Below are 16,212 nucleotides of genomic sequence, written 5' to 3'. Positions count from 1 at the left end.
GCTTAAAATATCACTGCATAAGTTATTGAAATAATAAATAAATTTAGAGCAAAAGCTCTATTTTATTGGTTCTAATTACTTGTTTTTAACATGAATTCAAGCAAAGTGAAAGGGCTATAAATATAAAAGACAAGCGTATAAAAAACCTCAATCATGTGATTGAGGTTTTAAGTTTAGTGGTCTGTATTTTAGACTTGAGCCAAGGCCTGCTCTAAATCTGCAATCAAATCATCAATATGTTCAATGCCTACAGATAAACGCACCATATCAAGACTTACTCCAGCAGACTTTAATTCCGCTTCATTCAGTTGGCGATGTGTGGTGGTGGCAGGGTGGCAGGCCAAACTTTTGGCATCGCCAATATTGACCAGGCGAGTGAAGAGTTGCAGAGCATCAATAAAGCGAGTGCCACCTTCACGGCCATCTTGTACACCAAAGGATAAAATTGCCGAAGGTTTTCCTTTGACATATTTTTGTGCCAAGCCATGCTGAGGGTGATCTTTCAGGCTGGCATAGTTGACCCATTTCACTTTGGGGTGGGCTTGTAAATATTCTGCGACTTTCTGCGCATTTTCAGTATGACGTTCCATACGTAGGTTTAGCGTTTCTAAGCCTTGTAGAATCAAGAACACGCTTAAAGGGCTAATCGCAGCGCCGGTATTACGTAGTGGTACCACGCGGGCACGCGCGATATAAGCTGCTTCGCCTAGAGCTTCGACATAGTTCACGCCGTGATAGCTTGGGTCTGGCGTATTCAGCACTTTAAAACGTTCAGGATATTTGCCCCAAGGGAATTTACCGCTATCGACAATGGCACCGCCAATTGAGTTACCATGCCCGCCAATATATTTGGTCAGGGAATGCACCACAATATCCGCCCCATATTCAAAGGGTTTCAGCAGTACAGGAGTTGCAACGGTATTATCGACCACCACAGGCACACCATATTCATGTGCGATTTTGGCGATCGCTTCTAGGTCGATAATATTGCCAAGTGGATTGCCAATCGATTCAACAAAAACCAACTTGGTTTTTTCATCAATTAAACCACGGAGAGCTTCTGGATCTTGATAATCAAAGAAACGGACTTCAATGCCTTGTTTCGGTAGAGTATGGGCAAACAGGTTATAGGTGCCACCGTACAAGGTCGAAACAGAAGCAATGTTGTCGCCTGCTTCGGTAATGGTTTGAATGGCATAAGTAATGGCTGCCATGCCAGAGGCTAAGGCTAACGCACCAATGCCTCCTTCGAGTGCAGCCAAACGTTGTTCTAGCACCGCAGTGGTCGGGTTCATAATTCGGGTATAAATATTGCCTTGGACTTTAAGGTCAAATAAATCCGCACCATGTTGCGTATTATCAAAGGCATAAGACGTGGTTTGATAAATCGGTACGGCCACTGCTTTGGTGGTGGCTTCGGGGCTATAACCAGCATGGATAGCCAAAGTTTCATCTTTATAGGTCATGGGACTTCATCTGCGTGAGTTAAATATTGCACAGTCTACCATCAATGAATATGAGTGAAAGTGTGAAAATAATGAATATTTATCTAAAAAATTCATAAAGATGAGCTGCGATCAGCTACTTGGCTGCGGAAAAGTGAGATAAAGAGGGTGTTTAAAAAACAACCGCACTGAAAGTTGTAACATTGCATTGAAGATCGGTTTCATGCCTTATTTTTTCAACGTATTCATCGTATAATGCCCGCAAATATTTTTTCGCTTCTTGCGATTTTTTGGTTTTTCTATTGAGGAGTCCTACGTGGCCCAATATATTTATACGATGAACCGAGTGTCTAAGATGGTTCCGCCTAAGCGCGAAATCTTAAAAGACATCTCTTTGTCATTTTTCCCGGGTGCAAAAATTGGTGTACTTGGTTTAAACGGTGCAGGTAAATCGACCTTGCTTCGTATTATGGCGGGCGTAGACAAAGATTTCTCTGGTGAAGCACGTGCGCAACCGGGTATCAAAATCGGTTACTTAGAACAAGAGCCGCCACTTGATCCAAATAAAGATGTCCGTGGAAACGTAGAAGATGGTTTACGTGAACCATTGGATGCTTTGGCGCGTTTGGACGAAGTATTTGCTGAATATGCAGCAGAAGATGCAGACTTTGATGCATTGGCAAAAGAGCAAGAAAAACTTGAAGCAATTATCCATTCATGGGATGCGCATAATCTGAGCAACCAAATGGATCAAGCTGCTGCTGCCTTGAACCTACCTGCTTGGGATGCGGATGTCACACTACTTTCCGGTGGTGAGCGTCGTCGTGTTGCATTGTGTCGTTTGCTTTTATCTAAGCCAGACATGTTACTTCTAGACGAACCGACGAACCACTTAGATGCAGAATCTGTGTCTTGGTTAGAGCGTTTCTTGAAAGACTTTGCCGGCACCATCGTGGCGATTACGCACGACCGTTATTTCTTGGATAACGTAGCGGAATGGATTCTTGAGCTTGACCGCGGTATGGGTATTCCATATCAAGGCAACTATTCTTCTTGGTTAGAGCAAAAGAATGCGCGTCTAGAGCAAGAGAACAAGCAAGAAGAATCTTTTGCTAAAGCATTGAAGAAAGAACTTGAATGGGTTCGTTCAAATGCCAAAGGTCAGCAAAAGAAAAACAAGGCGCGTATGGAGCGTTTTGAAGAGCTTAACTCACGCGAATTCCAACAGCGTAACGAAACTTCTGAAATCTATATTCCACCTGGTCCACGCCTAGGCAATAAAGTCGTAGAAGTCGAAGGCATCAGCAAATCATTTGATGGTCGCGTACTGTACGAAAACCTAAGCTTTACCGTACCGCCTACAGCAATTGTGGGTATCGTGGGTCCAAACGGTGCGGGTAAAACCACACTGTTCCGTATGATGACTGGTGAACAACAGCCAGATACAGGTACGGTGACTTTGGGTGAGTCGGTTAAAGTAGCGTATGTGGGTCAGATTCGTGACACCTTAGATAACAACAAAACCGTTTGGGAAGAAGTTTCTGGCGGTTTGGATATCTTAAGAATTGGCGAATACGAAATTGCATCGCGTGCTTATATCGGTCGCTTTAACTTCAAAGGTCAAGACCAGCAGAAGCGTGTAGGTGAGTTGTCAGGTGGTGAGCGTAACCGTTTACAACTGGCGAAAATCCTGCAAATGGGCGCAAACGTCATCTTACTGGATGAGCCATCGAACGACTTGGATATCGAAACCTTACGTGCACTTGAGGATGCAATTCTTGTATTCCCAGGTACGGTAATGGTGGTGTCGCACGACCGTTGGTTCCTTGACCGTATTGCAACGCACATCTTGTCATTTGAGAACGAACAACCTGAATTCTACGAAGGTAACTATGCTGAGTATGAAGCCTATCGTTTAGCGCGTTTAGGTGATGCTGCGGTTCAGAAGCGTACCAAATACAAGAAAATTGGCGGATAATTTCCCCCGCATAAAAAAACCAGCCTAAGGGCTGGTTTTTTTATGCTTAGCAATAGCCTTTTAAGGCGTTTTAGGGGCATTCACTTGTAAGCTGATAATGGTGTAATACTGATTTTTAGGTTTTGCTTTGGCATCGACTTTTTCGCTCACTTCAATCAGGTATTGCCCAGCTTGTGCAAAAGTGAGTGTGGCATGGCCTTGTGCATCGACAGGCGTGTTTTTTGCTTGTTGCTCAAGCTCACCTTGAGCGCGAACCATGAGTTCTGCGTGTGCAAGCGCTTTGCCTGCTTGAGTAATTTGCAGTTGTACAGGCTGTTGCACCGTGATTTCATTTGGATGGGTTTTGAAGTTGACTTGAATTGGGGCTGGCGTTACAGCGACAGGTGTGGTGCTGTCTTTGCTCACATAGCTTTGAATGCTCCATTCGCGAACCGTAGAGACCTTACTTGGCACTTTGCCTTTAAAGTCACTTGGAATGACATAGTCACGCTCGCTTAGGGCAGGGACTTTATCTGCTGCGACATCAGCAAAGATTTTCCATTGACGATTATGTTTTACATATTCAATTGGATATGAGGTCTTGGCAAAAATGGTATAGGTGCCTTTTTCCGGTAGCTTAAGATCAAATGCAGTTGCAGATTCTAAGTGCTTCTGTGCTTGAATCGTCGTCTGTGTTTGGTTGGGTTGGAAAACGCTGAACGAAATATCTTTTAGGGCATATTCAGGATGAAAGGCTTGTTCCGCATAGGCGCTCAATACAGGGATTTGGGTATTTTCAGTGTGATACGCCAGTGGAGCGACATAGGGTTCATGCGCTTGAGCCACTGAACAGAACAAGAGTGTGCAGAGTAGAGCGTTTTTCATAGAGACTAGGCCTAAAAATATTTCGTAAGATGAGGTTTTTGATTGTATCGAGAAAAACTAACAGGTGATAATAATTATTATTTATTCTTTGAGCAGATAAAAGGGAGTGCATAGACTCCCTTTTTGGATGCAGGTTCTAAGTTAAAACTTAGATTTCCCACTCATGGTCGCATTCACGGCATTTCCATTTTTTCTGAGACTGCATGAAGCCTTGCATTGAAATCTTAAAATCAGGAAGGTCGCGGTAAAATAGGAAGCCTGCAATCACACACACGATGAAAACCACAACCGTTGCAATTTGTAATGTTGAGCCAGCGCCATCCCCAAATAGCCACATTGCGATGCTAATGAGCACCAAAAGTAATAATACAAAAATGGCTGGAACCAAAAAAACCAGACTTTTAGGCACGACAGGGCGTGTTGCTGGAGCTCCTGCTTGAGCAACAGGCATAATTTTTGGGCTTTGACATTGAGGACAACGATATTGCATTACAACTCCAAAATTCGAATCTATGCTGTATTCTAATCGGATTAGAGCAGAAAGCCAAAAAAGCGTGGTAATGAAGTGCTGATAAATTTGAGGCAATAAAAAACCCAAGTCATAATGCTTGGGTTTTTTACCAGATGTTGCCATCTTAAATATGGCGTCCCTACGGGGATTCGAACCCCGGTTACCGCCGTGAAAGGGCGATGTCCTAGGCCTCTAGACGATAGGGACTTATTGAGGCATCACGTTGAGTGGTTAACACCGTCTCTCTGTGTGAGCGCTATATTAGGGATATAACGCCCATGCGTCAACTAAAAAATCAATTAAGCTTCATCAACTGCGTCATTTTTCGGCAATTTTAGACTTTCATTGAGTTTTTCCCAAACTTTTGCTTCTTTTTTGCTTGGACCACCTACAATTTCAAGGGCATGACGTAAGCGCGCGAAGGTTAAGTCCGGGCCAATGGTGACCATGGTCTGCATCACTGGAGTCGAAGCGGTTGAACCGGCAATCGCAATAAAGAACGCTGGCATAAAGTCACGGAGCTTAATTTCCATTTGGCTGGCTAAGTCCATCAAGGTTTGACTTACGGTGTCATTGTTCCATGTGAACATGCTTTCCAAACGCCAAATCGCAAATTGAAGACTTTGACGAACTTGTTCTTCGCTCAGTTTCTTGCTTTCAAACTGTTCTTTGGTCAAGCTTGGGAACTGGTTAAAGTAATGCGCAGACCAGTTCACCGCTTCTGAAAGTAAGTTGATACGAGGTTGAATTGCTGCGGCGATGTCTTCGAGCATCTTACGATCTGCTTTCCATGCCAATAAGGTATCTAACAGTTCAGCAGGGCTTAAGCCTTTGATCCATTGACCATTGAGCCAATTCAGTTTTTCCACATCAAAAATTGGACCACCGAGGGATACACGTTGAATGTCAAAGTGTTCAATCATCTCGGCCAATGTGAATTTTTCGCGTTCATCTGGCATCGACCAGCCCATACGGCCTAAGTAATTCAACAAGGCTTCAGGCAAGACACCAATATTTTTGTAGTAGTTAATAGAGGTTGGGTTCTTACGTTTCGACAGTTTTGATTTGTCTGGGTTACGTAGTAATGGCATATGACCCAGTACAGGCATTTCCCAACCAAAGTATTGATACAGCAACTGATGTTTAGGTGCAGAAGGCAACCATTCTTCGCCACGGAAAACGTGGGTGATTTGCATCAAATGGTCATCGACCACATTGGCAAGGTGATATGTCGGTAAACCATCGGTTTTAAGCAAGACTTGCATGTCCACTTGTGCCCAAGGGATTTCTACTTCCCCGCGCAGTAAGTCATTGACTGTACAAATGCCTTCTTCGGGCACTTTCATACGAATCACGTGTGGCTCACCTGCAGCAAGGCGACTTTGAACTTCTTCAGCAGATAATTTTAAACCACGACCATCGTACTTTGGTGTTTCACCACGGGCCTGTTGTTCTGCACGCATTTGATCCAACTCTTCGCTCGTAGCAAAGCAGTAGAACGCATGACCTTTTTCAACCAAATCCAGTGCATATTGTTTATAAATATGCATGCGTTCAGACTGGCGATACGGTGCATATGGCCCGCCAATGTCCGGACCTTCAGACCAATTCAATCCTAACCAACGCAATGAATCTAAAATCATTTTTTCCGATTCAGGAGTCGAACGAAGTTGGTCGGTATCTTCGATACGCAGAATAAATTCACCACCATGTTGCTTGGCATAGCATAAGTTAAATAACGCAATATACGCTGTGCCCACATGCGGGAAGCCAGTTGGAGAGGGTGCAATACGAGTACGAACAGTCATAGCCAATTATGATTCAGAATGTAAATTGAGGTCTATTATAACGAAAAAGCCCGACCACTTAATGCTTAATTCAACATTCAGTGATCAGGCTTTAGTACGCAAATGTCATAACTTGAGAGTGGTTACGACACTGTGGCTTATTTTTAGTTTAGAGGAACAATGATTGCACAAAACGGCTAAAGCGCTGGTTTTGTGTAGCAAAGAAATTTTGTGTCGGTGCAACTTTGATTGAGGTCATGATTTTTAAATCATTATCCGTCATCGTGGTTCGGTCACTGCCTTTTTGTTGACTGATCGCTTTTTCAATCAACGATGTTTTCTCAGTGGGCATCGTCGCTTTATCATTGCTTTGAATGGCTGCACTATGTCCCAGTTGGCTAAAACAAGCCAAGCCGATACTCAACGTAACGGTATGTAAAAATGTTGCTTTCATGTCCTTTTCCCCCCTCTCAACATGGTATTGGAACAGATTTTTATTAAAGTCATTGGTAATCTAGTTTCAATTTAACCGATTTCACAAATAAAAAAGTAGAACTGTGTCACATAATTTACAAAATTATAAACAAATTTGGGCTAAATTGACATTTAAACATCAAATATAAATCATTTGGCTTTTTGTACCAAATAACTGTGGAGATAGCATGGAGATTTTGAGCTTGATCTGTGGAGGGTGGATATGGGTTATCCTTAAAAGTGCACAAAATAGTCCTTTTAGAGATATCTTTTTATCAGTATAGCCGTAAAACCTCGCCTTCAGGGTATAGGTATCTATGATCCTAGCCAAAATAATGGACAGCACGTCCCTCTAAAGATAACGTAACTTTAATCTTTGGAGATTCAAGAAATGGCTAAACGTTTTAGTCCTGAATTTAAACAGCAAGCGATTGATTATGCACTTTCAAACCCCCACGAACCTATAGCTGCAATCGCCCAGAAATTAGGTGTTGGTTATTCAACATTGGATAAATGGATTCGTGAAGCCAATCCAGTGGGTTCAAGCAAACGCCAACTTTCATCAGAACAACAGCGGATTTTAGAATTAGAGAAAGAAGTCAAACAGCTCAGGGACGCCAATGACATCTTAAAAAAAGCGCATGTGTACTTTCTGACAGATCATGCCAAGAAAAGTACACGGTAATTCAAGATCTGGATGTGAATGAAGTCACTGTATCTTCTGCCTGTAAATGCCTGGGTGTCAGCACTTCAGGCTATTATGCCTGGCGAAAATGCCAGGCCAATCTAGCGCAGAAATATAATGATTTAAAAGCCGTATATTGGCAGCATCATGCACGATTGGGTGCACCTTCATTGGTACATGACATGCATGATTTAGGTTACAGCATGAGCGAACGAACCGTTGGAAGAATGCTTAAAAAGCTTGGTTTACGTAGCAGGATTGCACGTAAATACAAGCATACGACTGATTCAAACCATCGTTTGCCTACAGCGCCTAACTTGTTGGATCGTCAATTTGGCGTTGGTCAATTGAAAGCTACTTCAAGCTTCTAAAACAAGCGGGTCATGATGTTGAATCGTGGCTCCAAACGACCCCTCAAGCAATTTTAAGAAAACTACTTGTTGCGAGTATGGCCTGCGTACTGACATGGCGAATACAACGCTGTAATGATGAACAAACTACTCGAGTAAGAGCCGTACTAACACGACTATCTGGGCGACAGCAAAAGCGAGGGAAAAGAGAAAGTGCACCATCAATACTTGCTGGACTTTCAATCTTATTAAACACCTTGAAGCTACTGGAAAGTTATTCGGTGGATGAGTTAAAGGAAATGGCTAAAATTGCGTTGGGGTATCCACACGAAGATGTGTAGATACCTATACCTTCAGGGCGGGGATGTAAGGCTGCAATCCGCTAGTCCCCTTGTGGGGATTAGCTAGGATTGCTAATGCGGAGTTTGCTGTTGCTGAATATATTGTTTGATAATCCCAATAGGTGTACCATCACATGATGCAGCGAAATAGCTAGGCGACCACAAAGCATTACCCCATAACTTGCTTCTAATTTCAGGGTGCTTGGTTCGTAAAATACGACTGGAAGCACCTTTTAAACTATTTACCAAGCTAGAAATAGCGACCTTTGGCGGATAATGCACAAGTAGATGGACATGATCATCTTCACCATCAAATTCTGCCAACTCGGCTTCAAAGGTAAGCGTGCGCTGAACCCCATAGCTATTTTTTAACTTGGGTTGGATTTCCAGCGGTGTGGCAGTAATTCTTCTATTTGGGTCACTTTATGGGTCGGTAACCTTTTCAGCACATCACTGAGATAGGCATACGGATCCAGCCCATTCAGTTTTGCTGACTGGATCAGGGTCATGATATTGGTCGCTCGTTGACCACTACGCAGCGAACCTGCAAATAGCCAGTTCTTACGTCCCAAGGCCCAGGGACGCATCTGATTTTCCAACCAATTATTATCAATGGGCAAATTGCCATTATCCAGATAGCGACTTAAGGCTGGCCAGCATTTTAGGCTGTAGTTGATCGCTCGGGCAGTTGGGGAACTCGATGGCACCGTCAGCTGATGTTGGTTGAGCCACTCATATAGTTGTTGCATCACCGGTTGACTATACTGTTGCCGGTATTCGCGGCGGTGTTCTGCTGTACCATCCGTCTTTTTCCTGAGTTCTGCTTCTATCGCATACAGTCTCTGAATCATCAGTAATGCCTGTTCAGCGATCTGACTTTTCCCGGTCACATGCAGTTCATGGAATTTACGACGTGCATGCGCCATGCAGCCCACCTCAATGACATCGCCTGATTTAAAGCGTGCTTTATAACCACTGTAATCATCACAGACCAGATGCCCCTGCCAGCCTTTCAGGAACTCTTCAGCATGCTGACCTGAACGGCTATCTTGAAAGTCATAGATCACCGCCTGAACTGGATTGTACTGTGTGGTGGCATAGGCCCAGATATAACCTTTCTTCGGTTTTTTCTCATCATCCCCCATCTGCATGATGATGACTGGTGTTTCATCTGCATGCAGCACCTGTTGTTGCAGCACAAGCTATTTTAAGGCATTGGTCAGAGGTTCAATTTCTACCCCACAGCGTCCAATCCAGTCAGATAATGTGGATCTGGAAAGATCAACACCTGCGCGTAGAAAGATTTGACGTTGACGATATAGCGGTAAATGATCAGCGTATTTGGAAACCAGCACATGGCTGAGCAATTCAGGTGTAGCGATTCCTTTATCAATAACATACGCAGCCATCGCTTGTTGAGTCAGGATGTCACACTGATCACAGACCCATTTACCACGGATATGTTGTTCCTTATAGAACTGTGCCGGCCTGAAATTTAGTTTTTCACTGATATCTTCGCCGATACGACGCAATGTGCAGCCACAGCTGCATTGCGTTGAGGCAGGTTCGTGCTCAATACGGAGGGTTGGTAGGTGATCTGGCAGTGGTCGACGTTTAGGTTTGTTGACTGTGGCTTTCTGTGTCGCTGCATCGGTTTTATCTGCATTCAGCCGCTCCAGTTCCAGATCAACTGCTGCGATATCTTCTTCGACCGCTTCATCCCACAGATGGATTTGTTTTGCGGTTAGATGTTCGTTTTTACTGCCGAATTTGTGCTGTTTAAATAGTGCGAGTTCATGCTCGTATTTTTGATTGAGAATAGAAAGATGTTGAACTTTAGAATCTAATTGCTGATTGGTGACTTCAAGATGTTGAACTCTGGCATCTAATTGCTGATTTGATTGTTCCAGTTGTTGTTTAGATTGTGCCAGAGACTGATGCTGCATCGCCAACTGTCTGGTAAATTCCAGCAGTTGTTCATGGGTCAGTTGGCTTAAGTCAGGCAGCGTATTCATGACCGCAGTATGCCTGATGTCATGATGCAGAGGAAATAGAACGTTTGGAGAATAGCAGAATGGACGAGCCTGGTTTAGAGCATAGTCACCACCTGCTGTCGTCCAATGCGCTGCCAGGGCAAACCCTGGATCAATGCCTGTAACTGTTCCGGACTGAGGGCTACGGTTTCACCCTGATGAAGCTGAACCCAGTGGAATTTTCCCTGTTCCAGCCGCCGGGCACACAGCCAGATACCCAATCCATCATGTACCAGCAGTTTCATGCGATGGCCACGTTTATTACAGAACAGGTAAGCGCAATGCGGTTTGATGTAGCCAAAGGCTCTCAGCACCTGAGTCATGACAGTATCCATACCTGCACGCATATCCATCGGCTGGGTAGCAAGCCAGATTTCATCAATACGGATCATTGAGTCAAACCCTGGATCAGCACCAGTAATTCAGTTACTGACTCCACCGGCCAGTCGATCTCGATCATCTGACCCCTTACGGAACCTGGTTCCTCATGTAGTGGAATCCTAATATGAGCGACAACTTTCTTCTCTGGTACAGGTGGCGGAGGTGCTTCTTGTCTGACTGGAGTCGGGTGAAGAATGACGGGAAGGAAGTCGGTCTGTGGAATAGATGGGGGTGTTAATGATGGAACCATTGATCTGGACTGACGAATCCATTTATGCAACAGATTCGCATTGACCTGATGTTGCATTGCCACCTTGGCCACTGATGTGTCTGGCTGCTGACATTGCTGAATAAGTTGATGTTTAAATTCAGCCGTGAAGGTTCGACGGGGCTTTTTTAGGGTTGGTGTGCTGTCTATAACTGTCTTTAAATCCATAAATAGGTGTCCACTTAAATTTTAGTGGACACTATCGCGGTATTAATGAGTTAGAAAAAGTGGGGTTCAGCGGACGCTTACCTTCAAAGTCTAAACAAACACGCTCAAACACTTCACGCATTGTTTCAAGCATTGCTTTGGTAAAAACATCTCTACGATATTTAGCGACAAAGACTAAATGAACGTGCATATTAAAAACACAATGACGACCTGTTCTAATCTCTTGACTATTGCTCATAGACCAAATATATTTTAGTAATGAAAACACTTAAATTACGAATAAAAGACAAACATTGCAAGATGCTAGACCAACTAGCAGTAGAGGTGAACTTTGTTTGGAATTATGTCAATGATTTGTGTTTCAAGCACCTACAACGTAAACAACAATTCTTTTCAGCATACGATATTGCTCAATACACGAAAGGCACATCAAAAGAATGTAACTTACATAGCCAAACCATACAGGCAATTGCAGAAGAATTAGTTACACGAAGAAAGCAGTTTAAAAAAGCCAAGCTAAAATGGCGTGTCAGTAACAACAAATCTGCAAGACGCTCATTAGGCTGGATACCTTTTAAGAAAGTAGCCATTAAATACGCCGATGGCTATGTGCAATATGGCAAGCACCAATTCAAACTATGGGACAGCTACGGACTAAGCAAATACAACGTCAAAACAGGCTCATTTGTAGAAGACAGTCGTGGACGTTGGTATGTTTGCCTTGTGGTTGATGATATTCAACAAGTTAAAGCTATAGCTAAAGGCTCAATTGGCATAGACTTGGGTTTGAAAGATTTAGCCACTTGTTCAGATGGTGTGAAACTCGAAGCTCCTAAAATCTATCGCCAATATGAGGAAAAACTTGGCATTGCTCAAAGAGCAAAAAATAAGAAACGTGTCAAAGCGATTCACGCCAAGATTAAAAATATACGCCAAAATATGTTGCATCAATTCAGCCATAAACTGGTGAATGCACATGCAGCAATCTTTGTTGGCAATGTGAATGCTAAAGCATTAGCACAAACTATATTAGCGAAGTCAGTGTTAGATGCCAGTTGGACAACACTAAGAACCATGCTCAAGTATAAATGCGAGAACGCAGGAGTATGGTATGGAGAAGTCAACGAAGCCTATACGACCCAAACATGTTCGTGCTGTGGCTCACGCTCTAGCAGTCCGAAAGGTAGAGCAGGTCTTGGAATAAGAGAATGGCAGTGTATGGAGTGCGGTACGCTCCATGATCGGGATATAAATTCCGCACTGAATATTCTTGCGCTCGGACATGAGCGTCTCGGAGGAGGAATCCCCGTTCTTTAGGTCTGGGAGGATGTCAACAAGAATATAACCAAGCCTTTGGACAGTATTGGAAAAGCAAAGCTGGGCAGGAGGTCAACTTTAAACAGTCTCATGGTGGATCGGGCAAGCAAGCACGTGCCGTTGCAACGGGTCTCCAAGCAGATGTGGTGGCCTTGGCCAATGATATTGATGAAATTGTGAATACTGGACAAATTGATAAAAACTGGCAAAAAGAATTTCTAAATAATTCTGCACCTTATACTTCAACCATTGTTTTTTTAGTGCGTAAAGGTAATCCAAACAAATTAAAGACTGGAATGATTTAACCAAGCCGGGGGTGAGATCATTACCTCAAATCCAAAAACAAGCGGTGCGCCGCGTTGGATCTATTTATCTGCTTGGGGGGTATGCATTAAAACAACCGGGAGGTAATGATGCTAAAGCCAAAGAATTGGTGAAAAAACTTTATCAAAATGTCAAAGTGCTTGATTCAGGTGCACGAGGTTCATTGACCACGTTTGCTGAACGAGGCATAGGTGATGTGTTGTTGTCTTGAGAAAATGAAGCTTTACTGGCAACCCAAGGCCTAGGTAAAGACAAATACGATATTGTTTATCCGTCTATTTCGATTTTAGCGGAACCGTCAGTTGCGATTGTAGACAAAACGGTGGACAAAAATGGCAATCGAAATTTGGCCAAGGGCTATTTAAACTATCTGTATTCGCCAAAAGGGCAGGAGTTGGCGGCGAAGCATTTCTTCCGTCCACGAAATAAACAAGTGGCGAACAAATACCTTGCGCAATTTCCAAAGCAAAAAACCTTTAATATTAATGATGTCTTTGGAGGGTGGGCCAAAGCGCAGGAAACTCACTTTGTAAATGGTGCGATCTTTGATCAAATTTATACTGAAAAATAAACGTGCTGTGGTTTGACGCGATCACGTTCCGACATAAAAGTGGATATAGGCATATCCACTTTTATTATATTTTAAGCATAAAAATGTATATAATAAGAATAAGTAAAGTGTTTGCTATTATTTTAAATAAAAACAATTCACTAAGTCTTAGTGATGTAAAAATAACGGGTATTTAAAAAACAAAAGCGAATTGCGATTTATGATTTTGTTTCATATATTTAGCATAATTCTTGATATTTAATTTAATACGCCATGAAAACGCATTTGAAATCTCTTTGGGCTGCTGCCGTAGTGGCAACAGGTCTGACATTCAGTATGACATCAGCTCAAGCGGCTGACCGTACTATGCTCAATGTATCCTATGATGCAACACGTGAATTTTACGATGAGTTCAATAAATCCTTTGGTGCCTATTGGCAAAGCCGTACAGGACAAACGGTTGACTTTAAACAGTCACACGGGGGTTCAGGTAAACAAGCCCGTTCGGTCGTGGATGGTCTAAAAGGGGATGTGGTGACCTTGGCCTTAGCCAATGATATTGAAGAAATTGTTAAATCAGGTCAAATTCAGCCGGGTTGGCAAAAAGAGTTCCCAAATAACTCTGCGCCTTATACATCGACCATTGTGTTCATGGTACGCAAAGGCAACCCGAAAAAAATTAAGGACTGGTCTGATTTAACCAAACCAGGTGTACAAATTATTACGCCTAATCCTAAAACAGGCGGTCTACCACGTTGGGTGTATCTGTCTGCTTGGGGTTATGCACTGAAACAACCTGGTGGCAATGAGGTCAAAGCCAAAGAGTTCGTGGGTAAAATGTACCATAACGTGAAAGTGATGGACTCTGCGGCACGGGCGTCTATGACCACCTTTGCAGAACGTCGCATTGGTGATGTGTTATTGACTTGGGAAAATGAAGCCTTAGTGACACAAAAAACTTTAGGTAAAAATCAGTTCGATATTGTTTATCCATCGATCTCGATTTTAACCGAGCCTTCGGTGGCAATCGTGGATAAGACCGTGGCGAAAAATGGCAACAAGTGGTTAGCACAGGGTTATATCAACTATTTATATTCACCACTGGGTCAGGAAATGGCGGCGAAACACTTCTATCGTCCGCGTAATGCTGCGGTTTTAGAAAAATATAAAGCGCAATTTCCACCGTTAAAAACCTTCACCATTGATGAAATGTTTGGTGGTTGGGCCAATGCTCAAAAGACCCACTTTATGAATGGGGCGACCTTCGACCAAATCTATAATAGCCGTAAATAATCCAGTTCATTATTTCAGCTACTGCTTAAAAAGCCTCCCTTGGGAGGCTTTTTTGATAATGAATGCCGTTTAAAAACGGTTTTGTCTATGAAAAGTAATATTTCCCTACAAAAAGTCGTTTGGAGCTTTGTTAAAACAAGGTAATAATGTGCAGTTACATTTTTCCTTCCGATCATATTGAGTCTTTATGTCGCATATTTCTGTATTACTTCACGAAACTGTTGATGCTTTGGTAGCAGATCGCAATACAGGGATTTTCATTGACGGGACGTTTGGTCGTGGCGGACATACACGCTTGCTGTTGTCTAAGCTGGATGAAAATGCACGTGTCTATGGTTTTGATAAAGACCCGCAAGCACTGGAAACAGCCGCGATTTTAGAACAAGAAGATCCACGGTTTAAAATTATCCATGCCAGCTTTGCTGACCTTAAGCATGAGTTAGAAGTACGCGGCATTGGCTTGGTCGATGGTGTTATGGCCGATTTGGGCGTGTCTTCACCGCAGCTTGATCAGGCGGAGCGTGGCTTTAGTTTTATGAAAGATGGACCACTGGATATGCGTATGGACAATTCAAAAGGTCCAACTGCAGCGCAGTGGTTGGTCAATATTGAGGAAGAGGCGTTAGCCAATATTATTTTCCAATATGGTGAAGAGCGTTATAGCCGTCGTATTGCCAAAGCTATTAAAGCAGCTGGGTTGATTGAAACCACCGCGCAGTTGGCTGAAATTGTGAAAGTGGCGCACCCGAAATGGGAAAAAAATAAACATGCCGCAACACGAACTTTCCAAGCAATTCGTATTGCCATTAATAAAGAATTAGAAGATATTGAAGTTTTCCTACCGCAAGCGGTAGACGTATTAAAACCGAATGGTCGCTTGGCTGTGATTAGCTTCCATTCCTTAGAAGATCGATTAATTAAACAATTTATTCAAAAAGAGTCGACACTTGAGGAAGACATGGGTTGGGGTATGCCACAACAACGACCCGATACACGTCGTTTAAAGAAAGTATCACGTGTGAAAGCAAGTGATACCGAGGTTAAAGTCAATCCACGTTCACGTAGTGCATGGCTTAGAGTTGCAGAGCGCTTAGCACTTAAAGGCGAATAATGAAAACTGAAGTCGTTGAAAAAATTCCAACAAAGTTAAAGTTTAAGAAGCTGATTGCCTATGCCATTTTATTGGTGCTGGTATTTATTAGTGCCATGATGGTGGTGTTTCAAGTGTTTGAATACCGTCATGACTATCGTGAAATGAGCTCTTTTATGCGCGAGCGTGATGACTTAAATGCAGAGTGGGGCCGTTTGCTGATTGAACAGCAAACTTTTGGCGCAACTGCACAAATTGGAACGTGCGCGGTGACGCAACTGCGCATGTATTCACCACCTGCGGCGCAAACCGTAGTGATTTCTTTACCCACGACTTCAGAAGACAAAAAATAA

The 16,212-nt window shown here is 43.1% G+C and carries 13 protein-coding genes, 1 tRNA gene and 5 pseudogenes; 8 read left to right on the top strand and 11 right to left on the bottom strand.

Translation table 11 applies throughout. The features are described from left to right. Positions 1–188: 188 nt before the first annotated feature. Positions 189–1,466, bottom strand: coding sequence for an O-acetylhomoserine aminocarboxypropyltransferase/cysteine synthase family protein (locus tag AC4CVD_RS15625; RefSeq protein WP_490753404.1), 1,278 nt, complete (start codon positions 1,464–1,466; stop codon positions 189–191). A 295-nt stretch (positions 1,467–1,761) separates the two neighbouring features. Between AC4CVD_RS15625 and ettA the strand changes: the two genes are divergently transcribed. Continuing rightward, on the top strand, positions 1,762–3,423 hold the full coding sequence (gene ettA / locus AC4CVD_RS15620; RefSeq protein ID WP_490753403.1) for an energy-dependent translational throttle protein EttA: 1,662 nt from the start codon (positions 1,762–1,764) through the stop codon (positions 3,421–3,423). Positions 3,424–3,483: 60 nt separating this feature from the next. Here the strand turns inward: ettA and AC4CVD_RS15615 are convergent, their stop codons facing one another. The 5 genes from AC4CVD_RS15615 to AC4CVD_RS15595 all read right to left on the bottom strand — a co-directional run bounded on the left by AC4CVD_RS15615 (position 3,484) and on the right by AC4CVD_RS15595 (position 7,039). Continuing rightward, positions 3,484–4,287, bottom strand: a complete 804-nt coding sequence (locus AC4CVD_RS15615; RefSeq protein ID WP_287166178.1) for a DUF4198 domain-containing protein — start codon at positions 4,285–4,287, stop codon at positions 3,484–3,486. A 148-nt stretch (positions 4,288–4,435) separates the two neighbouring features. Further along, complete coding sequence (locus AC4CVD_RS15610) at positions 4,436–4,777, bottom strand: membrane protein (protein ID WP_010327661.1); 342 nt, start codon at positions 4,775–4,777, stop codon at positions 4,436–4,438. Positions 4,778–4,929: 152 nt separating this feature from the next. After that, positions 4,930–5,005 (bottom strand) — tRNA-Glu (locus AC4CVD_RS15605). A gap of 92 nt (positions 5,006–5,097) precedes the next feature. Further along, positions 5,098–6,606, bottom strand: coding sequence for a glutamate--tRNA ligase (gene gltX / locus AC4CVD_RS15600; protein ID WP_010327660.1), 1,509 nt, complete (start codon positions 6,604–6,606; stop codon positions 5,098–5,100). 148 nt (positions 6,607–6,754) lie between these two features. Next, a complete protein-coding gene (locus AC4CVD_RS15595) occupies positions 6,755–7,039 on the bottom strand; it encodes a hypothetical protein (RefSeq protein WP_176538368.1) in 285 nt (94 codons plus the stop codon). A gap of 411 nt (positions 7,040–7,450) precedes the next feature. Here AC4CVD_RS15595 and AC4CVD_RS15590 point away from each other — a divergent pair. Further along, positions 7,451–8,091: pseudogene (locus AC4CVD_RS15590) on the top strand (transposase); the annotation flags it as partial. A 101-nt stretch (positions 8,092–8,192) separates the two neighbouring features. Next, the gene (locus AC4CVD_RS15585; protein WP_026056400.1) at positions 8,193–8,435 is read left to right on the top strand and encodes a hypothetical protein; all 243 of its coding nucleotides are present in this window, start codon (positions 8,193–8,195) and stop codon (positions 8,433–8,435) included. Positions 8,436–8,507: 72 nt separating this feature from the next. Here AC4CVD_RS15585 and tnpA (AC4CVD_RS15580) read toward each other — a convergent pair. The 5 genes and pseudogenes from tnpA (AC4CVD_RS15580) to AC4CVD_RS15560 all read right to left on the bottom strand — a co-directional run. Then, positions 8,508–8,771, bottom strand: a pseudogene (gene tnpA, locus AC4CVD_RS15580) (IS200/IS605 family transposase); the annotation flags it as partial. 32 nt (positions 8,772–8,803) lie between these two features. Next, a pseudogene (gene tnpC, locus AC4CVD_RS15575) lies at positions 8,804–10,450 on the bottom strand (IS66 family transposase). A 74-nt stretch (positions 10,451–10,524) separates the two neighbouring features. Continuing rightward, a complete protein-coding gene (gene tnpB, locus AC4CVD_RS15570) occupies positions 10,525–10,860 on the bottom strand; it encodes an IS66 family insertion sequence element accessory protein TnpB (RefSeq protein ID WP_004691523.1) in 336 nt (111 codons plus the stop codon). Then, positions 10,857–11,285 (bottom strand): IS66-like element accessory protein TnpA, encoded by a 429-nt coding sequence (gene tnpA, locus AC4CVD_RS15565; protein WP_005401365.1) that lies wholly within the window; start codon positions 11,283–11,285, stop codon positions 10,857–10,859. The genes tnpB and tnpA (AC4CVD_RS15565) overlap by 4 nt, the downstream gene beginning before the upstream one ends. Positions 11,286–11,361: 76 nt before the next feature. Further along, a pseudogene (locus tag AC4CVD_RS15560) lies at positions 11,362–11,523 on the bottom strand (transposase); the annotation flags it as partial. A gap of 20 nt (positions 11,524–11,543) precedes the next feature. Here AC4CVD_RS15560 and AC4CVD_RS15555 point away from each other — a divergent pair. The 5 genes and pseudogenes from AC4CVD_RS15555 (at position 11,544) to ftsL (ending at position 16,212) form a co-directional block, all read left to right on the top strand. Continuing rightward, positions 11,544–12,602, top strand: a complete 1,059-nt coding sequence (locus tag AC4CVD_RS15555; protein ID WP_419381162.1) for an RNA-guided endonuclease InsQ/TnpB family protein — start codon at positions 11,544–11,546, stop codon at positions 12,600–12,602. A gap of 17 nt (positions 12,603–12,619) precedes the next feature. Then, a pseudogene (locus AC4CVD_RS15550) lies at positions 12,620–13,497 on the top strand (sulfate ABC transporter substrate-binding protein); the annotation flags it as partial. 252 nt (positions 13,498–13,749) lie between these two features. Next, the gene (locus AC4CVD_RS15545) at positions 13,750–14,769 is read left to right on the top strand and encodes a sulfate ABC transporter substrate-binding protein (protein WP_490753402.1); all 1,020 of its coding nucleotides are present in this window, start codon (positions 13,750–13,752) and stop codon (positions 14,767–14,769) included. 187 nt (positions 14,770–14,956) lie between these two features. Further along, positions 14,957–15,880, top strand: coding sequence for a 16S rRNA (cytosine(1402)-N(4))-methyltransferase RsmH (rsmH, locus tag AC4CVD_RS15540; RefSeq protein WP_490753401.1), 924 nt, complete (start codon positions 14,957–14,959; stop codon positions 15,878–15,880). Next, entirely contained in the window at positions 15,880–16,212 is a 333-nt protein-coding gene (ftsL, locus tag AC4CVD_RS15535; protein WP_490753400.1) for a cell division protein FtsL, read from the top strand. Before rsmH ends, ftsL begins: the two co-directional genes overlap by 1 nt.

This window comes from Acinetobacter sp. LipI_23, from assembly GCF_058243045.1.
This window is presented reverse-complemented; position numbering and strand designations above follow the sequence as displayed.

What these genes read in the sequence shown, in the direction of transcription:
- AC4CVD_RS15625 (WP_490753404.1), bottom strand. Translation starts at nt 1,466, where the DNA reads ATGACCTATAAAGATGAAACTTTGGCTATCCATGCTGGTTATAGCCCC.
- AC4CVD_RS15615 (WP_287166178.1), bottom strand. Translation starts at nt 4,287, where the DNA reads ATGAAAAACGCTCTACTCTGCACACTCTTGTTCTGTTCAGTGGCTCAA.
- AC4CVD_RS15610 (WP_010327661.1), bottom strand. Translation starts at nt 4,777, where the DNA reads ATGCAATATCGTTGTCCTCAATGTCAAAGCCCAAAAATTATGCCTGTT.
- gltX (WP_010327660.1), bottom strand. Translation starts at nt 6,606, where the DNA reads ATGACTGTTCGTACTCGTATTGCACCCTCTCCAACTGGCTTCCCGCAT.
- AC4CVD_RS15595 (WP_176538368.1), bottom strand. Translation starts at nt 7,039, where the DNA reads ATGAAAGCAACATTTTTACATACCGTTACGTTGAGTATCGGCTTGGCT.
- AC4CVD_RS15585 (WP_026056400.1), top strand. Translation starts at nt 8,193, where the DNA reads ATGGCCTGCGTACTGACATGGCGAATACAACGCTGTAATGATGAACAA.
- tnpB (WP_004691523.1), bottom strand. Translation starts at nt 10,860, where the DNA reads ATGATCCGTATTGATGAAATCTGGCTTGCTACCCAGCCGATGGATATG.
- tnpA (WP_005401365.1), bottom strand. Translation starts at nt 11,285, where the DNA reads ATGGATTTAAAGACAGTTATAGACAGCACACCAACCCTAAAAAAGCCC.
- AC4CVD_RS15555 (WP_419381162.1), top strand. Translation starts at nt 11,544, where the DNA reads ATGAAAACACTTAAATTACGAATAAAAGACAAACATTGCAAGATGCTA.
- AC4CVD_RS15545 (WP_490753402.1), top strand. Translation starts at nt 13,750, where the DNA reads ATGAAAACGCATTTGAAATCTCTTTGGGCTGCTGCCGTAGTGGCAACA.
- rsmH (WP_490753401.1), top strand. Translation starts at nt 14,957, where the DNA reads ATGTCGCATATTTCTGTATTACTTCACGAAACTGTTGATGCTTTGGTA.
- ftsL (WP_490753400.1), top strand. Translation starts at nt 15,880, where the DNA reads ATGAAAACTGAAGTCGTTGAAAAAATTCCAACAAAGTTAAAGTTTAAG.